This is a genomic window from Geobacillus sp. JS12, assembly GCF_001592395.1.
Classification (GTDB): domain Bacteria; phylum Bacillota; class Bacilli; order Bacillales; family Anoxybacillaceae; genus Geobacillus; species Geobacillus zalihae.
The window spans coordinates 2,362,180-2,381,264 of the sequence record NZ_CP014749.1 but is presented as its reverse complement, the minus strand read 5'-3'; the positions used below and the strand labels follow the sequence as shown (position 1 = coordinate 2,381,264).

General features: G+C 54.5%; 16 protein-coding genes. 15 read left to right on the top strand and 1 reads right to left on the bottom strand.

Translation table 11 applies throughout. The features are described from left to right. Nucleotides 1-52: 52 nt before the first annotated feature. The 5 genes from A0V43_RS11650 to pyk all read left to right on the top strand — a co-directional run bounded on the left by A0V43_RS11650 (nt 53) and on the right by pyk (nt 5,540). Nucleotides 53-736 carry a FadR/GntR family transcriptional regulator gene (locus tag A0V43_RS11650; protein WP_081132763.1) on the top strand — a complete coding sequence of 228 codons (684 nt, stop codon included), beginning with the start codon at nt 53-55 and terminating at the stop codon, nt 734-736. 39 nt (nt 737-775) lie between these two features. Continuing rightward, nucleotides 776-1,648 (top strand): acetyl-CoA carboxylase, carboxyltransferase subunit beta, encoded by an 873-nt coding sequence (gene accD, locus A0V43_RS11645; protein ID WP_025949478.1) that lies wholly within the window; start codon nt 776-778, stop codon nt 1,646-1,648. Then, entirely contained in the window at nt 1,633-2,610 is a 978-nt protein-coding gene (accA, locus tag A0V43_RS11640) for an acetyl-CoA carboxylase carboxyl transferase subunit alpha (RefSeq protein WP_063193134.1), read from the top strand. Before accD ends, accA begins: the two co-directional genes overlap by 16 nt. 179 nt (nt 2,611-2,789) lie before the next feature. Next, nucleotides 2,790-3,749 (top strand): 6-phosphofructokinase, encoded by a 960-nt coding sequence (gene pfkA, locus A0V43_RS11635; protein WP_015375590.1) that lies wholly within the window; start codon nt 2,790-2,792, stop codon nt 3,747-3,749. A 27-nt stretch (nt 3,750-3,776) separates the two neighbouring features. Next, nucleotides 3,777-5,540 carry a pyruvate kinase gene (gene pyk / locus A0V43_RS11630; RefSeq protein ID WP_015375589.1) on the top strand — a complete coding sequence of 588 codons (1,764 nt, stop codon included), beginning with the start codon at nt 3,777-3,779 and terminating at the stop codon, nt 5,538-5,540. Nucleotides 5,541-5,682: 142 nt separating this feature from the next. Here the strand turns inward: pyk and ytvI are convergent, their stop codons facing one another. Then, complete coding sequence (gene ytvI, locus A0V43_RS11625) at nt 5,683-6,801, bottom strand: sporulation integral membrane protein YtvI (RefSeq protein ID WP_015375588.1); 1,119 nt, start codon at nt 6,799-6,801, stop codon at nt 5,683-5,685. A 93-nt stretch (nt 6,802-6,894) separates the two neighbouring features. On the opposite strand from ytvI, the gene A0V43_RS11620 reads away from it, so the two are divergent. From A0V43_RS11620 to coaE, 10 genes are all read left to right on the top strand, one after another. Continuing rightward, entirely contained in the window at nt 6,895-7,350 is a 456-nt protein-coding gene (locus A0V43_RS11620; RefSeq protein ID WP_015375587.1) for a DUF441 domain-containing protein, read from the top strand. A 441-nt stretch (nt 7,351-7,791) separates the two neighbouring features. Further along, nucleotides 7,792-8,910 carry a citrate synthase gene (citZ, locus tag A0V43_RS11615; RefSeq protein WP_015375586.1) on the top strand — a complete coding sequence of 373 codons (1,119 nt, stop codon included), beginning with the start codon at nt 7,792-7,794 and terminating at the stop codon, nt 8,908-8,910. Between the two features lie 71 nt (nt 8,911-8,981). Then, nucleotides 8,982-10,253: an NADP-dependent isocitrate dehydrogenase gene (gene icd, locus A0V43_RS11610; RefSeq protein ID WP_011232209.1), complete on the top strand. Its 1,272-nt coding sequence runs from the start codon at nt 8,982-8,984 to the stop codon at nt 10,251-10,253. A 26-nt stretch (nt 10,254-10,279) separates the two neighbouring features. Continuing rightward, the gene (gene mdh, locus A0V43_RS11605; RefSeq protein WP_011232208.1) at nt 10,280-11,218 is read left to right on the top strand and encodes a malate dehydrogenase; all 939 of its coding nucleotides are present in this window, start codon (nt 10,280-10,282) and stop codon (nt 11,216-11,218) included. 84 nt (nt 11,219-11,302) lie between these two features. Continuing rightward, nucleotides 11,303-11,770: a MaoC/PaaZ C-terminal domain-containing protein gene (locus A0V43_RS11600; protein ID WP_011232207.1), complete on the top strand. Its 468-nt coding sequence runs from the start codon at nt 11,303-11,305 to the stop codon at nt 11,768-11,770. Nucleotides 11,771-11,978: 208 nt separating this feature from the next. Beyond that, nucleotides 11,979-12,686, top strand: a complete 708-nt coding sequence (locus A0V43_RS11590; RefSeq protein WP_011232206.1) for a response regulator transcription factor — start codon at nt 11,979-11,981, stop codon at nt 12,684-12,686. Beyond that, nucleotides 12,679-14,427 (top strand): two-component system histidine kinase PnpS, encoded by a 1,749-nt coding sequence (gene pnpS, locus A0V43_RS11585; RefSeq protein ID WP_063193133.1) that lies wholly within the window; start codon nt 12,679-12,681, stop codon nt 14,425-14,427. Before A0V43_RS11590 ends, pnpS begins: the two co-directional genes overlap by 8 nt. Nucleotides 14,428-14,580: 153 nt before the next feature. Beyond that, nucleotides 14,581-17,217, top strand: coding sequence for a DNA polymerase I (polA, locus tag A0V43_RS11580; protein ID WP_063193132.1), 2,637 nt, complete (start codon nt 14,581-14,583; stop codon nt 17,215-17,217). 328 nt (nt 17,218-17,545) lie between these two features. Beyond that, on the top strand, nt 17,546-18,370 hold the full coding sequence (mutM, locus tag A0V43_RS11575; RefSeq protein ID WP_011232202.1) for a DNA-formamidopyrimidine glycosylase: 825 nt from the start codon (nt 17,546-17,548) through the stop codon (nt 18,368-18,370). A 27-nt stretch (nt 18,371-18,397) separates the two neighbouring features. After that, nucleotides 18,398-19,003, top strand: a complete 606-nt coding sequence (coaE, locus tag A0V43_RS11570) for a dephospho-CoA kinase (protein ID WP_063193131.1) — start codon at nt 18,398-18,400, stop codon at nt 19,001-19,003. The last annotated feature ends 82 nt before the right edge of the window (nt 19,004-19,085 follow it).

The following is a 19,085-nucleotide window of genomic DNA, read 5'->3' as shown; positions in this document are numbered from 1 at the left end:
TTTACTATTTCGCTATTTTGTTATATCGTATAACCATTAGGTGGTCAGACCAGTGGATGAAGCGAAGGAGAGGGGTCATTGTATCAAAGAGGAGAACGTGTATGCCGAGACGTTGAAACATATCCACCGCATGATGGCGGAAGACAACTTAGCCCCTGGCGACAAGCTGCCGTCGGAGCGCGAGCTGGCCGAACGGCTCGGCGTCGGGCGTTCATCGGTGCGCGAGGCGTTGCGGGCGCTTGAATTTCTCGGCTTGATTGAAACGCGGCGCGGTGAGGGGAGGTATAGGCGTGAGGTTGGCAGCCACCAGCTGATCGACCTGTTGGCGATGTTTTTGTTGGAAAACGAACGGGCAAAGGCCGATTTGGCGGAAACAAAATGGCTCATCGAGCGCCTGTTGCTTGCCCTTGCGTGTCGGCGCCGGAGCGCGGAGGACGTAGACGAGTTGAAAAAAATTGTTCGTCAAAAACCGATTGATTTCGCGCGGTTTTTCGAGACGGTGGTGGAAGCGGCTGGCAATGTTTTGCTCGCCCGCATTTGGCGGGTGCTGTCGGGGTTTGCCGCTTCATTTGCGCCCGAGCCGCCCCTTGCCGACGCCGGTTATGAACAGCTGCTCGCCGCTTTGGAAAGGCAAGATCCGGCGGAGACTGTCGCCGTTTGGGAGGCGCAACGGCCTTCGCCGTTGTCGAAACGGGCCGGACATCGTTTGACAAACAATGATGTCCATTTTCGATAAAGTAGTAGAGAGGCGAAAACGCAAAGGAGGGGCTCCCTCGTGTGGAAAGACTTGTTTGTGAAAAAGAAAAAGTATGCACCGCTGCCTTCAGAACAAGCGAGGCATGAAGTGCCGGAAGGCGTGATGACGAAATGTCCGCAATGCAAGAAAATTATGTATACAAAAGAGTTGATCAAAAACTTGCGCGTTTGCCTAAGCTGCGGCTACCATCATCCGATGCCGGCGCGTGAACGGATTGCAAGCCTTCTTGATGACGGCAGCTTCCGCGAGTATGACGCCGATATGATCTCGGTCAATCCGCTCGGCTTTCCGGGCTACATCGAAAAACTGGAAGAAGACCGGCGCAAGTCAGGGCTGAACGAGGCGGTCGTCACCGGCGAAGGAGCGCTTTATGGCCATCCGCTCGTCATTGCTGTCATGGATTCATCGTTTCGCATGGGCAGCATGGGCTCGGTCGTCGGCGAAAAAATCACCCGCGCCGTCGAACGAGCGCGCGAACAGCAGATGCCGTTTCTCATTTTCACCGCTTCCGGCGGCGCCCGCATGCAGGAAGGGGTGTTGAGCCTCATGCAAATGGCGAAAACAAGCGCGGCGCTCAAACGGTTCAGCAACGACGGCGGCTTGTTCATCTCCGTCATGACCCACCCGACGACCGGCGGTGTATCGGCGAGTTTCGCCTCGCTTGGGGATTATAACTTTGCCGAGCCGGGGGCGCTCATTGGTTTTGCCGGCCGCCGCGTCATCGAGCAGACGGTGCGCGAAGAGCTGCCGGACGATTTCCAGACGGCGGAGTTTTTGCTGAAGCACGGGCAGCTTGATGCCGTCATTCACCGCCACGAGCTGAAAGAAACGCTTGCGGTCGTCTTGGATCTTCATCAAAAAGGAGGGGAAGAGGGATGGTGGCGGAATTAGAATTCGAAAAGCCGCTTGTCGAGCTGCGCCGCAAAATTCAAGAGTTGAAAGAGTTCATGAAAACGGCGGACGTCGATTTATCGGCGGAAATCGAAAAGCTTGAGGCGCGCCTCGCCAAGCTGGAAAACGAGATTTATGCGAATTTGACGCCGTGGGACCGCGTGCAAATCGCCCGCCACCCGCAGCGGCCGACGACGCTCGATTACATCGAGCGGTTGTTTACGAACTTTCTTGAGTGCCACGGCGACCGCTGCTTTGGCGATGACGAGGCGATCGTCGGCGGCATCGCCAAATACGACGGACTCCCCGTGACGGTCATCGGCCACCAGCGCGGCAAAGATACGAAAGAAAACTTGCGCCGCAACTTTGGCATGCCGCATCCGGAAGGATACCGGAAGGCGCTGCGGCTCATGAAGCAGGCAGAAAAGTTTTCGCGGCCGATCATCTGCTTTATCGACACGAAAGGCGCCTACCCGGGCAAAGCGGCTGAAGAGCGCGGGCAAAGCGAGGCGATCGCCTGCAACTTGTTTGAAATGGCTGGGCTCACGGTGCCGGTCGTCTGCATCGTCATCGGAGAGGGCGGAAGCGGCGGGGCGCTTGCCCTTGGCGTCGGCAATCATATCCATATGCTGGAAAATTCGACGTACTCGGTCATCTCGCCGGAAGGGGCGGCGGCGATTTTGTGGAAAGACGCCTCATTGGCGCAGCGGGCGGCGGAAACGATGAAAATCACCGCTCATGACTTAAAGGCGCTCGGCGTCATCGATGAAATCATTCCAGAAGTCAAAGGCGGCGCTCATCGCAACGCCGACGAGCAGGCAAAAGAAATTGACCGCGTGCTGCGCCGTTCGCTCAAACAGCTGTTGGCGCTTGACGGCGAAGAGCTCGTCCGGCAGCGCTATGAAAAATTTAAACAAATGGGCCAAGTGTCGTTTTTGCCGGAAACGATTCGGGCAAGATAAGGAAAAAGCTGTCTCCGTCGCGGGACAGCTTTGTTCTATCGTGAAAAAATCCACTTTTGTAAGCCGTTTCATCGATCGCTTCTGTATTGTGTTCCGCTGTTGTTCATGGTACATTAGGGATGTTCAAGAAGACGTATGAGGTCGGACGTGTGCAATTCAATGCAAACGAGGTGGAAATGATGAAACGGATTGGTGTGTTGACAAGCGGCGGCGACTCGCCGGGCATGAATGCGGCCATTCGCGCTGTCGTCCGCAAAGCGATTTACCATGGGGTGGAAGTGTACGGAATCTACCACGGGTATGCCGGGTTGATCGCCGGCAATATCAAAAAGCTGGAAGTCGGGGACGTCGGGGACATCATCCATCGCGGCGGCACCATCCTTTATACCGCGCGCTGCCCGGAGTTTAAGACGGAAGAAGGACAGAAAAAGGGGATCGAGCAGCTGAAAAAGCACGGCATTGAAGGGCTGGTCGTCATCGGCGGCGACGGGTCGTATCAAGGGGCGAAAAAATTGACGGAGCACGGCTTCCCGTGCGTCGGCGTGCCCGGGACGATCGACAACGACATTCCAGGCACCGATTTCACGATCGGTTTTGACACCGCGCTCAATACGGTCATTGACGCCATTGACAAAATCCGCGACACGGCGACGTCGCATGAGCGGACGTACGTCGTCGAAGTGATGGGCCGCCATGCCGGCGATATTGCGCTATGGTCGGGGCTTGCCGGAGGGGCGGAGACGATTTTGATTCCGGAAGCGGACTACGACATGGACGACATCATCGCTCGCTTGAAGCGCGGCCATGAACGCGGCAAAAAACACAGCATCATCATCGTCGCCGAGGGAGTCGGCAGCGGCGTCGACTTCGGACGGCAAATTCAAGAGGCGACCGGCTTTGAGACGCGCGTGACGGTGCTTGGCCACGTGCAGCGCGGCGGATCGCCGACGGCGTTTGACCGCGTGTTAGCGAGCCGCCTCGGCGCCCATGCGGTCGAGCTGCTCCTTGAAGGCAAAGGCGGCCGCTGCGTTGGCATTCAAAACAACCAAATCGTGGACCATGACATTGCCGAAGCGTTGGCGAAAACACATACGGTCGATCAGCGGATGTATACCTTGTCGAAAGAGCTGTCGATTTAATTCCCGAGGGGAAAGGAAGAAGAAGTGATGAAGCGGAAAACGAAAATCGTCTGTACGATCGGGCCGGCCAGCGAGAGCGTAGACAAGCTCGTGCAATTGATCGAAGCGGGGATGAACGTGGCGCGCCTCAACTTTTCGCACGGAGATCATGAGGAACACGGGCGGCGCATCGCCAACATTCGCGAGGCGGCGAGGCAGACGGGCCAAACGGTCGCCATTTTGCTCGATACGAAAGGTCCGGAAATCCGCACGCACAATATGGAGAACGGCGCCATCGAACTGAAGGAAGGGGCAAAGCTCATCATTTCGATGAGCGAAGTGCTCGGCACGCCGGAAAAAATTTCTGTCACCTATCCGGGGCTGATCGATGATGTGTCCGTTGGTTCGAAAATTTTGCTGGACGACGGGTTGATCGGCCTTGAAGTCAACGCAGTCGACAAGCAAGCTGGAGAAATTGTCACGACCGTCTTAAACAGCGGTGTGCTCAAAAACAAAAAAGGGGTCAATGTCCCCGGCGTGCGTGTCAATTTGCCGGGCATCACCGAGAAGGACCGAGCCGATATTTTATTTGGCATCCGCCAAGGCATCGACTTCATCGCCGCCTCGTTTGTGCGCCGGGCGTCTGATGTGCTCGAAATCCGCGAGCTGCTCGAGGCGAATGACGCCTTACATATCCAAATTATCGCGAAAATTGAAAATGAAGAAGGCGTCGCCAACATCGATGAAATTTTGGAAGCCGCCGATGGCCTCATGGTGGCGCGCGGCGACCTTGGCGTTGAGATTCCGGCTGAGGAAGTGCCTCTCATTCAAAAAATGCTCATTAAAAAGTGCAACATGCTTGGCAAGCCGGTCATCACGGCGACGCAAATGCTCGACTCGATGCAGCGCAATCCGCGGCCGACGCGGGCTGAGGCGAGCGATGTCGCCAACGCCATTTTTGACGGCACCGACGCCGTCATGCTTTCCGGAGAAACCGCAGCCGGCCAGTATCCGGTCGAAGCGGTAAGGACGATGCACCAAATCGCGCTCCGCACCGAGCAGGCGCTGGAGCATCGCGACATTTTGTCCCAGCGCACGAAAGAGAGCCGAACGACGATCACCGATGCCATCGGCCAATCGGTCGCCCACACGGCGCTCAATTTGGATGTCGCGGCGATCGTGACGCCGACGGTGAGCGGAAAAACGCCGCAGATGGTGGCGAAATACCGCCCGAAAGCCCCGATCATCGCGGTGACATCAAACGAAGCGGTCTCGCGGCGGCTGGCGCTCATTTGGGGCGTGTATACGAAAGAAGCACCGCATGTCAATACAACCGATGAAATGCTCGATGTGGCGGTCGACGCGGCAGTGCGCTCCGGCTTGGTGAAGCACGGCGACTTGGTCGTCATCACGGCCGGCGTGCCGGTCGGCGAAACGGGATCGACGAACTTAATGAAAGTGCACGTCATCAGCGACTTGCTTGCCAAAGGGCAAGGCATCGGCCGCAAGTCGGCATTCGGCAAGGCGGTCGTCGCCAAAACGGCGGAAGAGGCGTGCCAAAAAATGGTAGAGGGCGGCATTTTAGTCACCATCAGCACCGATGCCGATATGATGCCGGCTCTCGAAAAAGCAGCGGCGATCATTACTGAGGAAGGCGGGTTGACGAGCCATGCGGCGGTCGTCGGCTTAAGCCTTGGCATTCCGGTCGTCGTCGGGGTGGAAAATGCCACAAGCTTGTTTAAAGATGGGCAAGAGATCACGGTCGATGGCGGCTTTGGCGCCGTCTACCGCGGCCATGCGAGCGTGTTGTAACGGACGTTGCAGCAAAACAGGGTGTCCCAAAAGCAGCGGGACACCCTTTCGCATCGTCCTGTATACCCATTAAACATCTTTGTGAAACGAAAGATTGTATTCCTATTATAGAAAGCCGAGCTTTTGAGACAGCTCCCTTCGATTACGTGGTCGGCTTGCCGATAATAAAGCGCCAAAGATCACGAAAAACATTGGCGCTATGGAGCGTGCGGATGATGACAAGCGCGACGGGGCCGGCAATCAAGCCGAGAAAGCCGAGCAGCTTGAAGCCGACGAACAAGGCGATGAGCGTGGCGAGCGGATCGAGGCCGATCGTTGAAGAAAGCACTTTCGGCTCCATGATTTGCCGTTGGACGAGGACGACGACATACAGCACGCCCAATCCGATGGCAAACGGAATGTCGCCGCTAGCCATGGTGTAAATGATCCAAGGAACAAATACAATCCCCGTTCCCAAATATGGCAAAAGATCGACGAACCCGATGATCAATGCGATCGTAATGGCGTAATCGACGCGCAAAATAAGCAAGCCGATCAACACGATGACCGTCGTAATCGAAATGAGCGTCGCCTGCGCTTTGATAAAGCCAAACAGCGCCCGCTTTAAATCAAGAAACACCGTTTTTCCGCTTGTGCGGGCTTTCGTCGGCAGCCATTGCTGCGCCATGCGCACGAGACGCCGCCAGTCTTTGCTGATAAAAAACGTCGCCAACAGCGAAAAAATAAACACGGTCGCGGCATTCGGCAGCCAGGCGAGAAGCTGCGGAATGTTTTGCAGGATGCTTTGGACAAATTCACCAACCGTCGTCCCCATTTTTTTTCCGACGGCTTGAATGTTTTGCATAATCGTATCCTGTTGGGTGGCGCTTAAACTTTTAAACATCCCGGCCAAATCTTTGTAAATCGGGATGATTTGGTCGGCGACGAACGTCTCCATATACGTGATCAATGCTTGAAATTTTTCCGGCACGACGCGGGCTAAATATTGCGTTCCCGAAACGATTTCGGCAACAAGAAGCGTGACCAAGCCGGCGACCGCGGCAAACAACATGATGAGCGTGACGCTGACCGCTAGCCAGCGCGGCATTTTCGCTTTCCGCTCCAAAGCATCGACGAGCGGGTTGATGATCATCGCGATGAAAAAGGCGATGATGAACGGATACGTCACCGTCGCGATGTAGTACGCAGCGATGGCGCCGAGCGCGACAGCGGCGATGACAAGAAAAAAGCGCAAAAAGCGATCAACATAAACTCGGGACAATGTTTCACCTCCAACGACGTTCCATATTGATATATTACACGTTTTCTTACGGGGAAGCAAAAAGACAAGTTTCATAGGAAAGGACGGACGACCGTGAACGAACCGGTGTTGTTTTTATTGTTGTTGCTTGCGCTCGGCTTTCTTGCGAAAAACAAGTCGCTTATTGTCGCCGTCGTTGTGCTGTTGGCCATCAAACTTGTCAGCTTGGATCAAAAAGTGCTGCCGATCATTCAGTCCAAAGGGATCAACTGGGGAGTGACGGTCATTACGATCGCCGTGCTCGCTCCCATCGCCTCTGGGGAGATCGGCTTTCGGCAGCTTGTCGGCTCTTTGCAGTCGTTGTCGGCCTGGGTGGCGCTCGCATCTGGCATTTTTGTCGCCTTGATCGCCAAAAATGGAGTAACGCTCCTTGCCCATGACCCGCATATGACAGCGGCGCTTGTGCTCGGAACCATCCTCGCGGTTTCGCTGTTTCATGGGGTGGCGGTTGGTCCATTGATCGGCGCTGGCATTGCCTATACGGTCATCAAAATGGTAGAATATTTTTGATCACCAGGCGGCGTGTGGGATCCTCCGTTTTGAGATGAATGGATTTCTATTTTATTCCTGATCATCATTTCTTTGGCTCTTCACCAAAAGTTGTACTTGATTTTTTCTGAACTCTATTTACGCTTGTAAGGGAAAATCAACAAATCAGTGATTTTTTCAAATCTTTGTGCAGGAAGCTGTATTGCTTGTCAAGTACATGTTGTGGTGAAGAGCCATTTCTTTTGACGTGTGACAGCTGACAAAAGTCTGATAATTGTTTATAATAATAAACGTGAGTGAGTTTTCGGCCAAGCATTGTACAGCTGTTGCGACGGGGCGGTTGCCGCCGGCGTCATGTAAGCACTTTCGCGCGCGCGTTTGTTTTTGCCTCCATTTCGAGCAAGCGCTCATCGGCCATCGGTCGTTATGGCCGGAACTTATGAAGAGAAGGGGAGATTGAACATGACAGTAACCCGTGGGTTAGAGGGAGTTGTGGCCACAACTTCAAGCATCAGTTCGATCATCGATGACACGTTGACGTATGTCGGTTATGACATTGACGATTTAGCCGAAAACGCTTCCTTCGAAGAAGTCGTTTATTTGCTTTGGCATCGCGAACTGCCGACGAAAGAGCAGCTTGAGGAATTAAAGAAACAGTTGGCGGAAAACGCTGAAATTCCAAATGAAATCATTGAACACTTCAAGCTGTATCCGATTGACAAGGTGCATCCGATGGCGGCTTTGCGCACCGCGGTATCGCTTCTCGGCTTGTATGATGAAGAGGCGGATGTGATGACGAAAGAGGCGAATTATCGGAAAGCCATTCGCCTGCAGGCGAAAATCCCGACGATTGTCACCGCCTTCGCCCGCGTGCGCAAAGGGTTGGAACCGGTTGCGCCGCGCAAAGATTTGAGCTTTGCCGCCAATTTCTTGTACATGCTGACCGGCAAAGAACCAGACGACATCGCCACGGAAGCGTTCAACAAGGCGCTCGTGCTGCATGCCGACCACGAGTTGAACGCGTCGACGTTCACGGCGCGCGTCTGCGTAGCCACGCTGTCCGATATGTATTCCGGCATCACGGCGGCGATCGGAGCCTTGAAAGGGCCGCTTCACGGCGGGGCGAACGAAGCGGTGATGAAAATGTTGACGGAAATCGGCACGGTCGACAACGTCGAGCCATACATCCGCAGAAAGCTCGCCAACAAAGAAAAAATTATGGGCTTTGGCCATCGCGTTTACCGAAAAGGCGACCCGCGCGCCAAACATTTGAAAAAAATGTCGGAAAAACTGACGAAGCTCGTCGGCGAGCCGCATTGGTATGAAATGTCGACGAAGATTGAAGAAATCGTCACATCGGAAAAAGCGCTGCCGCCAAACGTTGACTTTTATTCCGCCTCGGTTTACCATTGTTTAGGAATCGATCATGATTTGTTTACGCCGATTTTTGCCGTCAGCCGCACCTCGGGATGGTTGGCTCACATCTTGGAACAATACGACAACAACCGTCTCATCCGTCCGCGCGCTGAGTACACCGGCCCAGGCAAGCGGGCGTACGTGCCGATCGACGAGCGCGGCTAAAACAAGTGGACAAGGCGGTGAAGGCGCGCCTTCACGCCTTTTTATAAAAAAACTGCATTGGGGTTTTGCTCGTGACGCAAGGAGAAAAAATTACAGTCCAAAATGGTGTGCTCAACGTTCCGAACAACCCGATCATTCCGTTCATCGAGGGGGATGGAACCGGCCCGGACATTTGGGCGGCCGCTTCGCGCGTGCTCGAAGCAGCGGTGGAAAAAGCGTACAAAGGTGAGAAAAAAATCGTTTGGAAGGAAGTGCTCGCTGGTGAAAAAGCGTACAAGCTGACGGGCAGCTGGCTTCCGGATGAAACGCTTGAGACGATCCGCGAATACATAATCGCCATTAAAGGGCCGTTGACGACGCCGGTCGGCGGCGGCATCCGCTCGCTGAACGTCGCGCTCCGCCAAGAGCTCGACCTGTTTGTCTGCTTGCGCCCGGTTCGCTACTTCCCAGGCGTTCCGTCGCCGGTGAAACGCCCGGAAGACACCGATATGGTCATTTTCCGGGAAAACACGGAAGACATCTACGCTGGCATTGAATATGCCAAAGGCACGCCGGAAGTGAAAAAAGTCATCGACTTTTTGCAAAACGAAATGGGCGTGCGCAAAATCCGCTTCCCGGAAACGTCCGGCATCGGCATTAAACCGATTTCCGAACAAGGGACGAAACGGCTTGTGCGCGCGGCGATCAACTACGCGATCGAACACGGCCGCAAGTCGGTGACGCTCGTTCATAAAGGAAACATTATGAAATTCACCGAAGGCGCGTTTAAAAACTGGGGTTATGAACTGGCGGAGGAAGAATTCGCCGACAAAGTGTTCACGTGGGCGCAATACGACCGAATCGTTGAAACGGAAGGCAAGGAAGCGGCGAACAAAGCGCTTGCTGATGCGGAAGCGTCCGGCAAAATCATTATCAAAGATGTCATCGCCGACATCTTCCTGCAACAAATTTTGACGCGTCCGCGCGAATTTGACGTCATCGCGACGATGAACTTAAACGGCGACTACATTTCCGACGCGCTGGCCGCTCAAGTCGGCGGCATCGGCATCGCGCCGGGGGCAAACATCAACTACGAAACCGGCCACGCGATTTTCGAAGCGACGCACGGCACGGCGCCGAAATACGCAGGGCTTGACAAAGTCAACCCATCGTCCGTCATTCTCTCGGGCGTCATGATGTTTGAGCATCTTGGTTGGAACGAAGCAGCGAAATTGATCATCAAAGCGATGGAGAAAACGATCGCTGCGAAAATCGTCACGTATGACTTCGCCCGCCTGATGGAAGGGGCGACGGAAGTGAAATGCTCCGAATTTGCTGATGCGCTCATCCGCAATATGGACTAACCTTTGAAGGAAAGGGATGGCAAACGATGGCGATGAAACGGAAAAAAATCTCGGTGATCGGCGCCGGATTCACGGGGGCGACGACGGCGTTCCTTTTGGCGCAAAAAGAGCTCGGCGACGTCGTGTTGGTCGATATTCCGCAGCTTGAGAACCCAACGAAAGGGAAGGCGCTCGATATGCTCGAGGCAAGCCCGGTGCTCGGCTTTGACGCGAATATCATCGGCACATCGGATTACGCTGACACAGCCGATTCCGACATCGTCGTCATCACAGCAGGCATCGCCCGCAAGCCGGGCATGAGCCGCGACGATTTGGTGACGACGAACCAAAAAATTATGAAGCAAGTGACGAAGGAAGTCGTCAAATACTCGCCGAACTGCTACATCATCGTCTTGACGAACCCGGTCGATGCCATGACATACACGGTGTTTCAAGAGTCCGGGTTTCCGAAAAACCGCGTCATCGGCCAGTCGGGCGTCTTGGATACGGCGCGCTTCCGCACGTTCGTCGCCGAGGAGCTGAACATTTCGGTAAAAGATGTCACTGGGTTTGTTTTAGGCGGCCATGGCGATGACATGGTGCCGCTCGTCCGCTACTCGTACGCCGGCGGCATTCCGCTCGAAAAACTCATTCCGAAAGATCGTTTGGACGCCATCGTTGAGCGGACGCGCAAAGGCGGCGGTGAAATCGTCAACCTGCTCGGCAACGGCAGCGCCTACTACGCACCGGCCGCCTCGCTTGTCGAAATGGTCGAAGCGATTTTGAAAGACCAGCGCCGCATTTTGCCGGCGATCGCCTACCTTGAAGGCGAATACGGCTATGAAGGCATTTATTTGGGCGTGCCGACGATCCTCGGCGGCAACGGCATCGAGAAAGTGATCGAGCTCGAGCTGACCGAAGAGGAAAAAGCGGCGCTCGCCAAATCCGTCGAATCCGTTAAAAATGTCATGCGCATGCTGGAATAGCGGCGAGGCAAAAATTCGGGCATTGCCCCGGATTTTTGCCCACAGTCAATGAAAGCGCTTTCTAGACAACGAAGGGGTGGGAACATGTTGAAAAAACGAAAGCTCGGGAGACGGATCGGGGAAATTCAAGCGGGGGAAAAGCTCGTGTTCCAAGCCGCCATCGAAGACAAAGACTTGCTTCTTTATCTTGGGCTGACGGATGATGCCAATCCGCTCTATATCCAGCATGATTATGCTTCACAGACGCCGTTTGGAAAACCGGTCGTGCCGCCGGTCATGTTGACGGGGATGATCACGTCCGCGGTCTCCAAATATTTGCCAGGCCCGGGCAGCTACATTACGCGGCAGGATCTTCGCTTTCTCCGCCCCGTTTATCATTATGAAACGCTCGAATTTTTGCTCGAAGTCGCCGATGTCGATGAGGCGGGCCATTGCGTGACGTTGTCCGTCATGGCGACGCGCGGTGCGGAAACGGTGCTTGACGGAACGCTGTCTGTCTGCCCGCCGCATACGTTGCCGCGCCTAGACGGGCGGGTGCTCGAGAACTTTTGACCTCATGTTGAAAGCAGTCCCCCACTTCGAAACAAAGGGGGAGTTTTATGCCGCTTTCCGCCAAAGGAAGCCAACCAAACGCGAGAGGCAGTTTTCCGCGGGCAACCTGTCCACAGGAAAACCGCCCTTTTTTCTTTTTTTGTCCGAATCATGGCGTCAATTGTGGTATCATAAAGGCAGAAACCATTGGACGGGATGGAGGAGCGGCATGGGACGAAAAATTTTAGTTGTCGATGACGAACAGCCGATTGTGACTCTGTTGTCGTACAATTTGGAGAAAGCCGGATTTCACGTCGTGACCGCTCACGATGGCGAAGAGGCGCTCGTGAAAGTAGCGTCCGAGCAGCCGGCGCTCATTATTTTGGACTTGATGCTGCCGAAGCTTGACGGCGTTGATGTGTGCAAGCGGCTTCGCCAGCAGCAAATCATGACGCCGATTTTAATGTTGACGGCTCGCGATGATGAATTTGACAAAGTGCTTGGTCTTGAGCTTGGCGCCGACGACTATATGACAAAGCCGTTCAGCCCGCGCGAAGTCATTGCCCGCGTCAAGGCGATTTTGCGCCGCACGGAGATCGTTCAGCCGGCGGCTGAATCGAGCGAGCGGCTTGTTGTTGGCGAGCTGGAAATTTTTCCGGAACGCTATGAAGCAACGATCGGCGGCAAGCCGCTTGAGCTGACGCCGAAAGAGTTTGAGTTGCTCCTTTATTTGGCTCGCCATAAAGGGCGGGTGTTGACGCGCGACCAGCTGCTCAGCGCCGTGTGGAACTACGAGTTTGCCGGCGATACACGCATTGTCGACGTCCATATCAGCCACTTGCGAGAGAAGATCGAAACCGATACGAAAAAACCGATGTACATTAAAACGGTGCGCGGCCTTGGCTACAAATTGGAGGAACCGAAGCGGCATGAATAGCTTCCGCACCCGCCTTTTGTTTTGGCTCGTGACGCTCATCGCCACGGTGTTGATCGCCCTCGGGCTTTTGCTCGGGCAATTGCTGAAAGATTTTTACGCCGAGACGATGAACAAACGGATGGAAAAAGAGGCCCAAGCGCTTGCGATTTTGCTTGAAAATGAACCGCTCGAGCAAATCCGCGCCGATTTGCAGGAAATGGGGAATGAGCTGTCGTCCCGCATCACCGTGCTCGATAAAGAAGAACGGGTGCGGTTTGACAGCGGTCGCGTCGCAGCGATCAGCGACAAAGACCATGAGCGCATCGTCCGCGCGATTTTGCGCAAAAAGCAGTTTCCCCGTTTTTCCGTGATTGAAAAAACAAACGACGTCTATTACTACATCGTCCCGTACGAGCGCGGTGAGCGGAGCGGGTACGTCGTTTTAAGCACACCGACGAGCTCACTCCAAAAAGTAAACGAGCAAATTTGGGGCGTGCTCACGAGCAGCCTCGGGATGGCGCTCGTTGTCATCATCGCCCTCGTCTGGAAAATCGCCAATCAATATATGAAGCCGATTGAAGAAGCGACGAAAGTGGCGTTTGAGCTGGAAAAAGGCAATTACGCCGCCCGTGTGCCCGATGGTGAATATAACGAGGCCGGGATGCTTGTGCGCTCGATCAACCGGCTGGCCCGCCATTTGCAGGAGATGAGCAGGGCGCGGGAAATTCAGACCGATCGGCTTCACACGCTCATTGAAAACGTCGGCAGCGGCCTGTTGTTTATTGACCACCGCGGACATATTTCTCTCATCAATCGGGCGTTCCAGACTCAGTTTCATCTCGATCCGTCGGATTGTTTGCACCGTCCGTACGCCGATGTGCTGCCGCATGGCGACATCGTCCGGTTTATCGATGATATTTTCATCACCGAAACGACGATGCGCCGGCATATGCGGCTGACGATTGGCATCGAGCGGAAACATTTCGATGTATACGGGGCTCCCATCATTGGCACGAACGCCGAATGGAAAGGGATTGTCGTCGTGTTTCACGACATTACGGAGCTGAAGCGTCTTGAGCAAATCCGCAAAGACTTTGTCGCCAACGTTTCGCACGAATTGAAAACGCCGGTGACGTCCATCAAAGGATTCGCCGAAACGCTATTGGATGGCGCCATGAAGGATGAAGCGGCGCTCGAACATTTTTTGACCATCATCTTAAAAGAAAGCGAACGGCTGCAAACGCTCGTTGAGGAACTGTTGGACTTGTCGAAAATCGAGCAGCACGAATTTCAGCTGCAACTCGAAGACGTGGATATCGCTCAAGTCATCGCCGAAGCGGCTGCTGTGTTTCGCCAAAAAGCGGCGGAAAAACAAATTGATTTGCATATCGAATCGCCATCCGGGCTTGTCATCCGCGGTGACAGAAATCGGATGAAGCAAATTTTGCTGAACTTGCTCGCCAACGCCATCACGTATACGCCGGAGCACGGACGGGTCGCTGTCGAGGCGGAAGAGACGGAGAAAGAAGTGCTGATCCATGTGAAAGACACCGGAATCGGCATTGAGGAAAAGGAAATCCCGCGCATTTTTGAGCGTTTTTACCGCGTCGACAAGGCGCGCAGCCGCGATTCCGGCGGAACGGGGTTGGGCCTTTCGATTGTGAAACATTTGGTTGAGGCTCACCATGGATATATTACCGTAGCGAGCAAAGTGGGGCGCGGCACCGTGTTCACGATCCATTTTCCAAAGCCGGGGCGGTAGCCGGCTTCTTTTGATCATCTCCAACTGAGAAGCCTCCCATTTTTCAGCGTGAGCGTAAGCAGGGGATGAATCGGCGCCTCCCATCATGGTGGGAGAGCGTTCAAGGCAAGCCGCAGGCATGGTACAATAGGACAAGGAAGCATCCGAGGAGGGATGAGATTGAAAAAAAAGCTTGTTTTAATCGACGGCAGCAGCGTGGCGTACCGCGCCTTTTTTGCCTTGCCGCTTTTGCATAACGACAAAGGCATCCATACGAACGCCGTCTACGGGTTTACGATGATGTTGAATAAAATTTTGGCGGAAGAAGAGCCAACTCATATGCTTGTCGCGTTTGACGCCGGGAAAACGACGTTCCGGCATGAAGCGTTTCAAGAGTATAAAGGTGGGCGCCAGCAGACGCCACCGGAGCTGTCGGAGCAGTTTCCGCTGTTGCGCGAGCTGCTGAGGGCATATCGCATCCCCGCCTATGAACTCGAGAACTACGAAGCGGACGATATTATCGGAACGCTTGCCGCCCGCGCTGAGCAGGAAGGGTTTGAGGTGAAAGTCATTTCCGGCGACCGCGATCTGACCCAGCTCGCCTCCCCCCATGTGACGGTGGACATTACGAAAAAAGGGATTACCGATATCGAACCATACACGCCGGAGACGGTCCACGAAAAATACGGCTTAACTCCGGAACAAATCGTTGATTTGAAAGGATTGATGGGCGACAAATCGGACAACATCCCCGGAGTGCCGGGCATCGGGGAAAAGACGGCGGTCAAGCTGCTCAGGCAATTCGGCACGGTCGAAAATGTGCTTGCCTCCATTGACGAGATCAAAGGCGAAAAGTTGAAAGAAACGCTGCGCCAACACCGGGAGATGGCGCTGTTAAGCAAAAAGCTCGCCGCCATTCGCCGCGACGCCCCGGTCGAGCTCTCGCTTGATGACATTGTCTATCAAGGGGAAGACCGGGAGAAAGTGGTCGCTTTATTTAAAGAGCTTGGGTTTCAATCGTTTTTAGAGAAAATGGAATCGCCGTCATCAGAAGAGGAAAAACCGCTTGCCAAGATGGCATTTACGCTTGCTGACCGCGTGACGGAGGAGATGCTTGCCGACAAGGCGGCGCTTGTCGTTGAAGTGGTCGAGGAAAATTATCATGATGCGCCGATCGTCGGCATCGCTGTGGTCAACGAACATGGACGGTTTTTCCTGCGCCCGGAGACGGCGCTTGCCGATCCGCAGTTTGTCGCCTGGCTTGGTGATGAAACGAAGAAAAAAAGCATGTTTGACTCAAAGCGCGCGGCAGTCGCCTTGAAATGGAAAGGAATTGAGCTATGCGGCGTTTCCTTTGATTTATTGCTGGCCGCCTATTTGCTTGACCCGGCGCAAGGTGTTGATGATGTAGCTGCCGCAGCAAAAATGAAGCAATACGAAGCGGTGCGCCCGGATGAAGCGGTGTATGGCAAAGGGGCGAAGCGGGCCGTGCCGGATGAGCCAGTGCTCGCCGAGCATCTCGTCCGCAAGGCGGCGGCGATTTGGGCGCTCGAACGGCCGTTTTTGGATGAGCTGCGCCGCAACGAACAAGATCGGTTGCTCGTCGAGCTCGAGCAGCCGTTGTCTTCGATTTTGGCGGAAATGGAATTTGCCGGAGTGAAAGTGGATACGAAGCGACTCGAACAGATGGGCGAAGAGCTCGCCGAGCAGCTCGGCACGGTCGAGCAGCGCATTTATGAGCTCGCCGGCCAAGAATTCAACATCAATTCACCGAAACAGCTCGGCGTCATTTTATTTGAAAAACTGCAGCTGCCCGTCTTGAAAAAAACGAAAACCGGCTACTCCACTTCGGCGGATGTGCTTGAAAAACTTGCGCCTTATCACGAGATCGTGGAAAACATTTTGCATTACCGCCAGCTTGGCAAGTTGCAGTCGACGTATATTGAAGGATTGCTGAAAGTCGTGCGACCCGATACAAAGAAGGTGCATACGATTTTCAATCAGGCGTTGACGCAAACCGGACGGCTCAGCTCGACGGAGCCGAACTTGCAAAACATTCCGATTCGGCTTGAGGAAGGACGGAAAATCCGCCAAGCGTTCGTGCCGTCGGAGTCTGATTGGCTCATTTTCGCCGCCGACTACTCACAAATTGAGTTGCGCGTCCTCGCCCATATTGCGGAAGATGACAATTTAATGGAAGCGTTCCGCCGCGATTTGGATATCCATACGAAAACAGCGATGGACATTTTCCAAGTGAGCGAGGACGAAGTGACGCCCAACATGCGCCGTCAGGCGAAGGCGGTCAACTTTGGGATCGTTTACGGGATCAGTGATTACGGCTTGGCGCAAAACTTAAATATTTCGCGCAAAGAGGCGGCTGAATTCATCGAGCGCTACTTCGAAAGCTTCCCTGGCGTGAAGCGGTATATGGAAAACATTGTGCAAGAAGCAAAACAGAAAGGGTATGTGACGACGCTGCTGCATCGGCGCCGCTATTTGCCGGATATCACGAGCCGCAACTTCAACGTCCGCAGTTTTGCTGAACGGATGGCGATGAACACGCCGATTCAAGGGAGCGCCGCTGACATTATTAAAAAGGCGATGATCGATCTGAACGCCAGACTGAAGGAAGAGCGGCTGCAAGCGCGCCTTTTGCTGCAGGTGCATGACGAGCTCATTTTGGAGGCGCCGAAAGAAGAGATGGAGCGGCTGTGCCGGCTCGTTCCGGAAGTGATGGAGCAAGCGGTCACACTTCGCGTGCCGCTCAAAGTCGATTACCATTATGGCTCGACGTGGTATGACGCGAAATAAAGAGAAGTCTTGGTGTGGAGCGCCGGCATCCCTAAGAAGGCCTGTGATGGAATGAAAAAGCAGTTTCATAACGACTCTTCTCCAGTTGGGAAGCCTTGAACATCGAGCCGTCCTTCTCAACCAACATGACCGATTTTGTGAAAATCAGCGTTTCTCACCGGCCTTTTAGGCAGAATCTTTCGGTGCGACGATTCTCGGATGCGGGTCGATGAATGGGAGCGAAACAGCTGCCGCCCCATGGAGAATCTTTCTCTCGGCGGATGAACCGGCGTCAATGTGAAAGCGTCGGCAGGAACGATGCAGGAAAACGGAGGAAAGGGGGATCGCCATGCCGGAATTGCCGGAGGTGGAAACGATCCGTCGTACGCTTTTGCCGCTTATTGTCGGAAAAACGATTGAGGATGTGCGCATCTTTTGGCCGAACATCATCCGCCATCCGCGAGACCCCGAGGCGTTTGCGGCAAGAATGATCGGACAGACGGTGCGTGGTTTGGAACGGAGAGGGAAATTTTTGAAATTCCTGCTCGACCGCGATGCGCTCATTTCCCATTTGCGCATGGAAGGGCGCTACGCCGTTGCTTCTGCCCTCGAGCCGCTCGAACCGCATACGCACGTCGTGTTTTGCTTCACGGACGGCAGCGAACTCCGTTACCGCGACGTGCGCAAGTTCGGAACGATGCACGTTTATGCCAAAGAAGAAGCTGACCGCCGGCCGCCGCTTGCTGAGCTTGGGCCGGAGCCGCTTTCCCCGGCGTTTTCCCCAGCTGTATTGGCGGAGCGGGCGGTGAAAACGAAACGGTCGGTCAAAGCGTTGCTCCTTGATCAGACGGTCGTGGCTGGGTTTGGCAATATTTATGTCGACGAATCGCTGTTTCGCGCCGGCATTCTTCCCGGCCGGCCGGCTGCCTCGCTCTCCAGCAAAGAGATCGAGCGCCTGCATGAGGAAATGGTGGCGACGATCGGCGAGGCGGTCATGAAAGGGGGAAGCACGGTGCGCACGTACGTGAACACGCAAGGGGAAGCGGGTGCGTTTCAGCATAGCTTGTTCGTCTACGGACGCAAAGGAGAGCCATGCAAACGATGCGGCACGCCGATTGAAAAAACGGTCGTCGCCGGCCGCGGCACGCATTATTGCCCGCGCTGCCAGCGCTAGGCGGCGCGTAAAAAGGAGAGGAGTTCCATGACGTTGACGATCGGATTGACCGGCGGGATCGCCAGCGGCAAAAGCACGGTGAGCGCGATGATGCGCGAGCTCGGCCTTCCGGTCATTGATGCTGACGAAGCGGCGCGCGCCGTCGTCCGACCGGGGGAAGACGCCTACCGTCAGATTGTCGCCGCCTTCGGTCCGGGCATTTTGCAGACAAATGGAGAGATCGATCGGGCGAAACTCGGGGCGATCGTGTTCAACAACGAAGAAGAACGGAAAAAGCTAAACGCCATCGTTCACCCGGCGGTGCGTCAGAAAATGCTCGCGGAGAAAGAAGCGCTCGTCCGTTCCGGGGCGAAAACGGTCGTATTAGACATTCCGCTTTTATTTGAAAGCGGATTGACATCCTGGGTCGATAAAGTACTTGTCGTGTATGTTGACGATGACATCCAGCTTCGCCGGCTGATGGAGCGGAACGGGTTCACTGAGGAAGAAGCGCGCGCCCGCATTTGCGCTCAATGGCCGCTGGCGGAAAAAATGAAGCGGGCCGACGCGGTCATCAACAATAACGGAACGAGGGAAGAGACACGCCGTCAGCTGTTGGCTATTTTGAAACAATGGGACGCCTTGGAAAAATAGGCGTCTTTTTTGTTCGCTTTCAGTCATTTTGTTCTCCACATTCCCTAAAAATATGATATACTATTTATACAAATATAAGAAA

Coding starts and splice junctions, on each gene's coding strand:
- accA (WP_063193134.1), top strand. CDS start 1,633: ATGGTGGCGGAATTAGAATTCGAAAAGCCGCTTGTCGAGCTGCGCCGC.
- pfkA (WP_015375590.1), top strand. CDS start 2,790: ATGAAACGGATTGGTGTGTTGACAAGCGGCGGCGACTCGCCGGGCATG.
- pyk (WP_015375589.1), top strand. CDS start 3,777: ATGAAGCGGAAAACGAAAATCGTCTGTACGATCGGGCCGGCCAGCGAG.
- citZ (WP_015375586.1), top strand. CDS start 7,792: ATGACAGTAACCCGTGGGTTAGAGGGAGTTGTGGCCACAACTTCAAGC.
- mdh (WP_011232208.1), top strand. CDS start 10,280: ATGGCGATGAAACGGAAAAAAATCTCGGTGATCGGCGCCGGATTCACG.
- A0V43_RS11600 (WP_011232207.1), top strand. CDS start 11,303: ATGTTGAAAAAACGAAAGCTCGGGAGACGGATCGGGGAAATTCAAGCG.
- A0V43_RS11590 (WP_011232206.1), top strand. CDS start 11,979: ATGGGACGAAAAATTTTAGTTGTCGATGACGAACAGCCGATTGTGACT.
- pnpS (WP_063193133.1), top strand. CDS start 12,679: ATGAATAGCTTCCGCACCCGCCTTTTGTTTTGGCTCGTGACGCTCATC.
- polA (WP_063193132.1), top strand. CDS start 14,581: ATGAGATTGAAAAAAAAGCTTGTTTTAATCGACGGCAGCAGCGTGGCG.
- mutM (WP_011232202.1), top strand. CDS start 17,546: ATGCCGGAATTGCCGGAGGTGGAAACGATCCGTCGTACGCTTTTGCCG.
- coaE (WP_063193131.1), top strand. CDS start 18,398: ATGACGTTGACGATCGGATTGACCGGCGGGATCGCCAGCGGCAAAAGC.